General features: G+C 68.9%; 1 protein-coding gene. It reads left to right on the top strand.

Going from position 1 to position 370, the window contains the following annotated elements; genetic code table 11:
* Positions 1-370: AMP-binding protein (locus AC3A57_RS22940; protein ID WP_487581013.1), on the top strand; the 370-nt coding region annotated here is incomplete at both ends.

The following is a 370-nucleotide window of genomic DNA, read 5'->3' as shown; positions in this document are numbered from 1 at the left end:
CCTACGTGCCGCTGGAGCCGAAGCTGCCGAAGGAACGCCTGGCCTACATGGTCCGCGACGCCGGCATCGGCTGGGCGTTGCTGGAAGCGGCCGGGATGGACGAGCTGCCGCTGCAGGACGTGGACGTGGTGCTGATGGACGGCGCGGCCGGCGACGACGAGTGGCTGGCGGACTACGCCCAAGGCGAGCTGCCGGAAGTGGGACCGAGCGATCTGGCCTATGTGATGTACACCTCCGGCTCGACCGGCCAGCCCAAGGGGGTGATGGTCGAGCACGGCGGCCTGGCCAATTATCTGGCGCACGCGGTGGAGTCGTACCTGCCGAACGTGGCCGGCTCGGTGGTCAGTTCGCCGCTGTGCTTCGATGCGAC

The sequence above is a fragment of the Lysobacter sp. Soil_C_15 genome, from assembly GCF_057657315.1.
Note: the sequence above shows the minus strand (reverse complement) of the source record. Positions and strands in the feature narration are given on the sequence as shown.